Below are 5,459 nucleotides of genomic sequence, written 5' to 3'. Positions count from 1 at the left end.
TCTCCCAGCTGAGCTACGCCCCCACACTTGTTTTGACCTAAACATTATACAACATCTTTTTCCGAAAGTAAAGGGGGAATTTTGTCTGGCTCCAGGCTTCAAGGCGTGAAAAAGGACGGCCGGAGAATATTCCTCCAGCCGTCCTTGCGGAAAACAGTAGCCTTATCAATGAAAGAGGCTATTTTACCCGAAAGTTTTTCGGGGCCAATTGATAGACTAGGGTCAACGCAACGAGCATATACACCACAGTGGCCCCCAGAACAATGAAAGCAAAGCTGGAAGGCACAGCCTCAATCTGCAAGCACATGTAGCAGACGACATACACCACCATGTTGATGATATTAAACAGAGGGTTTTTCATATCCAGCTCGGTGGTATAGGGCTGGAATACATAATAAAGGAACAGGTGGTGGACAGAGAAGAACAGGGAGAGGAAGATGATGCCCAGCATGAAGAAAATCATGTCCTGGATGGGCCAGTATACACCGCTTATGAAAACCAATCCTCCCACCGCTGCACAGATAGCGGCCGCCAGCACCAGGTTGAGCTGCACCACCTTCCAGAGCCGGATCTGGAAATTGAGGAGGATCGCCTTGCGCTCCCGGTAGTAGCTGTAGCGCAATAGGCTGATGTCGCAGTTGTAGAACATGGCCCTGCAGATCCGCTCCCCGATGGAAGCAAAGTACATGACAAAGCAGAAGACGGGGAGAAGTTGGGAAAGGATCTGGGAAAAGGCGGGGCGGAAGGAGGGGATAAGCAGGAGCGCCGCGCCGCAGCCTACAAAGAGGACAGCGACGACCATCAGCCGCCGATAGAGGGGCAGGGTCAGCATCCGGCGGTGGCGTTCAAAGAAGATGGCGTTGAGATAGCGGTAGCCCTTCTTGTTCTGAAATTTACCTGTGCCCAGGTTTTCCCCAGTGAAGTCCTCATCCCGGAGCTTCACATCCCGGAAGCGGTTCTGGTTGGCGGTCGCTTTGGGATCCACCAGGAGCTTGTCGCGGATGAGGATGTCTCTAGCGGCTTCCCGATAGCCGGGATAGCGGATGATATACCGAAGGGACGCAAGGCCCAGGGCGATGGGAACCAGCACAAAGGGAAAGCCGATGATCCACCGGTCGACGCCGAAGGTGAAGCCCATCCCTGGGGGGATATAGGCCAGCGCTGCCCCCAGCAGCAGAACCACGGTGATGATGGCATAGCTGGTGGTGAGCACCCGCCCGGTTTTGCGGTAGATCAGAAGTTGCAGAGCTTCCCCCATCAGGCGGAAAGCTGGGAAGGAAATCGCCATGCAGAGAATCTGTACCCAGCTGCATCCACACAGGATCCCTCCCACAATGATGCAGGGCAGGAACAGAACAAATTCCGACAGATGATAGAATAGGACCATGGACAGGGTGTAGTCCTGGGGGTCCATCCCCACCAGACGGATGCAGATGTATTTATTGGGCTTATTTTCCAAAGCCTTGGGTGCCTGGACAGCGCCGGCTAGAAAGCTGAGAAAGAAGAAGATGTGAACGAACATAGCCCCGCGGGCAGCGGGATCTGCGTCTTCCGCCATCAGGAAGAGAGGGAACGCCACCATCAGCCCGATATATACCGCCTTGCAGAAAAAGCGGTAGACAGTGTAAAGAAGGGCGGCCACGATAGCCAGGCCCTGTTTGAGCTCGGTCTGGGCATAAAGCCCGTCGGAAACAGCTTTTCCAATCAGCGGCAGCCGCTTGATGTAATAGATCAAACGATTGGCCATGGATACGGTGCTGATATGGAAGACGCTGATCAGGGTGTTTTTCATCTTACTGCTGTTCATGGTCATCCTCATCTTTCAAGATCTCAATAATTTTCTCCTCAAACTCCTTGCTGTGGAGCATGGAGCTGTCCACCGGTTCCAGCTGTCCGCCGCTGAGGACGACAATCTCGTCACACAGGTCGGTGGCAAGCTGAAGGATATGGGTGGAAAAGATGAGGATATGATCCTTTTTAATATCCCGCAGCAGCTTCTTCATCTCCAGCGCCACCACCACGTCGAAGGAGGTCAGCGGCTCATCCAGCAGCATAACCGGCGGACTTGTGATGATATAGCAGAGCATCTGCACCTTGTTTTTCATGCCGTGGGAATAGCCCTTAATCAGCCGGTGCCGGTCCTCAGGCTCAATCTTTACAAGATCAAAGTATTCGTCGATGGTTTTGGGATTCTTGATTTTATCCCGGTTGATGTCGGTGTAAAATTTCAGAAACTCATAACCGGTGAGAAAATCCGGCAGAATCGGCGTGGCAAAGACATAGCCGATGTCCTCCGGCAGCAGGGGCTTTCTCTCCTCGCCCTGCACAAGGTACGCCTGGCCGCCCTCCGGGGTCAGATCCCCGCTCAGGCAGTTGAAGAGGGTGGTTTTACCCGATCCGTTGCGGCCCAGCAGGCCGTAGATCTTCCCCTTTTCAAAGGTGAAGGACGCCCCCTTAAGGACTTCTTTCTCCCCGAAAGACTTCCGGATTCCCTCCAATATCACATGGGTCTGATTTTCCATCAATGAAACCATCCTTTTGTTAGAATTTAGTGGAACAAAGCAATCAAATTCTATCATATTCCCCAGGGGAGTACAACGCGGAAAAACAGTCGATTTTCTTACATTTTAGGGCAAGGAAGGGCCCGTGGTTAGGGGAGCTTTGGGGAGGCTTTATTTTTTCTCTCCGCCGGGCCCGCACCAGCCGGCGCGCATATTTTTACAGCGGTCTTTGCCGTGAAAATCTCCCCATTTTCTGTTAATAGGCAAGGTTTTGCAAATACTAGGGGTAGATTCTGAGAGAAAGGTTGCTGTTTTTTTATGTTTCAAAGGCTACAGGAAGGACATCCTGTCTATGGAAACCTAATGGGAGGAAGATGGGTCACCTCCCAGTCGGGAAAATTTATCGATATCCATTCCCCGGTGGATGGATCCCTGGTGGGGAAGATCCCCGCCATGACCCAGGAGGAGGTGGCCGCCTCTATTCAAGATACCAAAACCCACCTGAAGGAGTGGGCAGCCATGCCGGTCTTTGAACGGGCCAACATCCTCCACAGGGCGGCTACCCTTTTGGAAGAGCGGGCCAAGGAGCTGGCGGAGATCCTGGTCATGGAGATTGCCAAGGATCGGAAATCCGCCCTTTCCGAGGTGACGCGGACCGCCGACCTGCTGCGCTACACCGCCGATATGGGCAAGAGCCTGGAGGGACAGGCCATGAGTGGGGAGAACTTCCCCGGCGGCTCCCCGGACAAAATCTCCTTTGTCACCCGGGTGCCGCTGGGAACGGTGCTGGCCATCTCCCCCTTTAACTACCCGGTCAACCTCTCCGCCTCCAAGATCGGCCCGGCCCTCATCGGCGGCAACGCAGTTTTGCTCAAGCCCGCCACCCAGGGGGCAATCAGCGCCCTGCATCTGGCAAAGATCATTCAGGAGGCGGGGCTGCCCGACGGCATCCTCAACACAGTCACCGGCAGGGGAAGCCAACTGGGAGACTTTATCGTCACCCAGGAGGGCATCGACTTTATTAATTTTACCGGCAGCACCGAGGTGGGAATGCGGATTTCTCAGCTTTCCGCCATGCGGCCGCTGCTCATGGAGCTGGGCGGCAAGGACGCCGCCATCGTCCTGGAGGACGCGGATCTGGACTTTGCGGCGGAGAACATCGTTTCAGGCGCCTATTCCTATTCGGGGCAGCGCTGTACGGCGGTCAAGCGGATTCTGGCCACCGATCAGGTGGCGGACGATCTGGTGGAGAAGCTCAAAAAGAGGATCGAGGCGCTGCCGGTGGGGGATCCCAGGGATAATGCCGTCATCACCCCGCTGATCAGCGAGCGGGCGGCGGAATCCGCCCAGGAGCTCATTGAGGACGCCCTGGACAAAGGGGCCAAGCTTGTCACCGGCGGCCAGCGGGAAAAGAACCTGCTGCCCCCCACCCTGCTGGACTTTGTCACCGCCGAGATGGATGTGGCCTGGGAGGAACCCTTTGCGCCGGTGCTGCCGGTGATCCGGGTGAAGGATGTGGAGGACGCCATCCAGATTGCCAACCGTTCGGAATACGGCCTGCAGTCCTCGGTGTTTACCCACAATATCGATCAGGCCTTCTATGTGGCCCGGCGTCTGGAGGTGGGGACAGTCCAGATCAACAATAAGACCGAGCGCGGCCCGGATCACTTTCCATTTTTGGGGGTAAAGGCTTCGGGAATGGGGACCCAGGGGGTGCGCTACTCGATTGAGGCCATGACCCGCCCGAAGGTGATCGCCCTCAACCTGCAAAATCCATGAAAACTTGAGTTTATTGTTCCCATGAGGGAATTTTTGCTTGTGTAAAAACCCAGGACTTTGTATAATAGGGGCAGAAAGAACAGGAAGCATCCGGCTGTCCGGGTGTAGCGCGGGGAGGAATGGGATGTGGAAGCGGTACACAACTTGCTCAACAACATTGTAGACGTAGCCATTATGCTCTTTGAATTTATGGGTGTGGTTGTCATCATTGCCTCCGGCATCCGAGGGATTATCAGCTATATCCGCCACGATCCCCTGACCCGGCTCAACCTGGCCAAGGGTATGGCCATGGGCCTGGAATTCAAGCTGGGCAGCGAGATCCTGCGCACCGTGGTGGTCCGGGATTTTTCTGAGATTCTCACGGTGGCGGGCATCATCGCCCTGCGGGCTGCCCTGACCTTCCTCATCCACTGGGAAATCCGCAACGAGGAGGCGGATAACCGTTTGGCGGAATCAGAACGGCGTCAGTGGCAGGCCGCCAAGGGGGAAACAGAGAGGGAAAAGCCCGACGGACAGCGGGAAGATCAACAAAAATAAAAAGAGCGGGGATCCGGCGGAAAACCGGATCCCCGCTTTTGGCTTTAATAGCCGATTTTGTATATAGATGCGCCTGATGGCTGGGTGTGGCGGCTCCTACCGGAGATGGGCGGCTAGGTCTCCCAGATCCTCGAAGATATAGTCGGGCTGGATGTCGCTTTTCTCCACATCCTCCCGGGTTGTCTCCCCTGAGAGGACCAGGATGGAGGTGATGCCGCCGTTGGCGCCCATGGCGATGTCGGTGTAAAGCCGGTCCCCCACCATGGCAATCTGCTCCCGGGGGAGCCCGACCTTGTCCAGCACAGCGTCCACAATCTCTTTATGGGGCTTGCCGATGACCTTGGGCAGGACGCCGGTGGAGGCTTCCACAAAGGCGATGGTGGCGCCGATGTCCGGCATAAACCCGGTCTCAATGGGGCAGTTAAAGTCGGGATGGGTGGCAATATAGGGGATGCCTGTCCGGACATAGTCACACAGCTTCCAGAGTTTTTGGTAGGTCAGCCCCGTATCAAAGCCCAGCACCGCCAGATCGGGCTCCTCCTCCACCAGCTGGACGCCCGCCCTTTCAAATTCCCGGGTCAGGGAGTCGGTGCCCACCAGATAGACCCTCTTGCCGGGGAAATGCTGGTTGAGGTAGATGGT

The 5,459-nt window shown here is 55.7% G+C and carries 5 protein-coding genes; 2 read left to right on the top strand and 3 right to left on the bottom strand.

Features of this window, described 5'->3' with window-relative positions; genetic code table 11:
- Positions 1–178: 178 nt before the first annotated feature.
- Both ACZ25G_RS07465 and ACZ25G_RS07460 read right to left on the bottom strand, forming a co-directional pair.
- Complete coding sequence (locus ACZ25G_RS07465) at positions 179–1,807, bottom strand: hypothetical protein (RefSeq protein ID WP_463682034.1); 1,629 nt, start codon at positions 1,805–1,807, stop codon at positions 179–181.
- Positions 1,794–2,522 carry an ABC transporter ATP-binding protein gene (locus tag ACZ25G_RS07460; protein ID WP_191482755.1) on the bottom strand — a complete coding sequence of 243 codons (729 nt, stop codon included), beginning with the start codon at positions 2,520–2,522 and terminating at the stop codon, positions 1,794–1,796. The genes ACZ25G_RS07465 and ACZ25G_RS07460 overlap by 14 nt, the downstream gene beginning before the upstream one ends.
- Before the next feature lie 297 nt (positions 2,523–2,819).
- Here ACZ25G_RS07460 and ACZ25G_RS07455 point away from each other — a divergent pair, with 297 nt between their 5' ends.
- Together ACZ25G_RS07455 and ACZ25G_RS07450 are read left to right on the top strand one after the other, a co-directional pair.
- A complete protein-coding gene (locus tag ACZ25G_RS07455; RefSeq protein WP_191482754.1) occupies positions 2,820–4,280 on the top strand; it encodes an NADP-dependent glyceraldehyde-3-phosphate dehydrogenase in 1,461 nt (486 codons plus the stop codon).
- A gap of 126 nt (positions 4,281–4,406) precedes the next feature.
- Entirely contained in the window at positions 4,407–4,817 is a 411-nt protein-coding gene (locus ACZ25G_RS07450; protein WP_224771615.1) for a DUF1622 domain-containing protein, read from the top strand.
- 96 nt (positions 4,818–4,913) lie between these two features.
- Here the strand turns inward: ACZ25G_RS07450 and ACZ25G_RS07445 are convergent.
- Positions 4,914–5,459, bottom strand: a 546-nt coding sequence (locus ACZ25G_RS07445) for an HAD-IIA family hydrolase (RefSeq protein ID WP_463682033.1), incomplete at its 5' end; no start/stop codon positions are given.

Source organism: Zongyangia sp., from assembly GCF_965361945.1.
The sequence above is the reverse complement of the archived record's forward strand: the minus strand, read 5'-3'. Positions and strand labels throughout refer to the sequence as shown.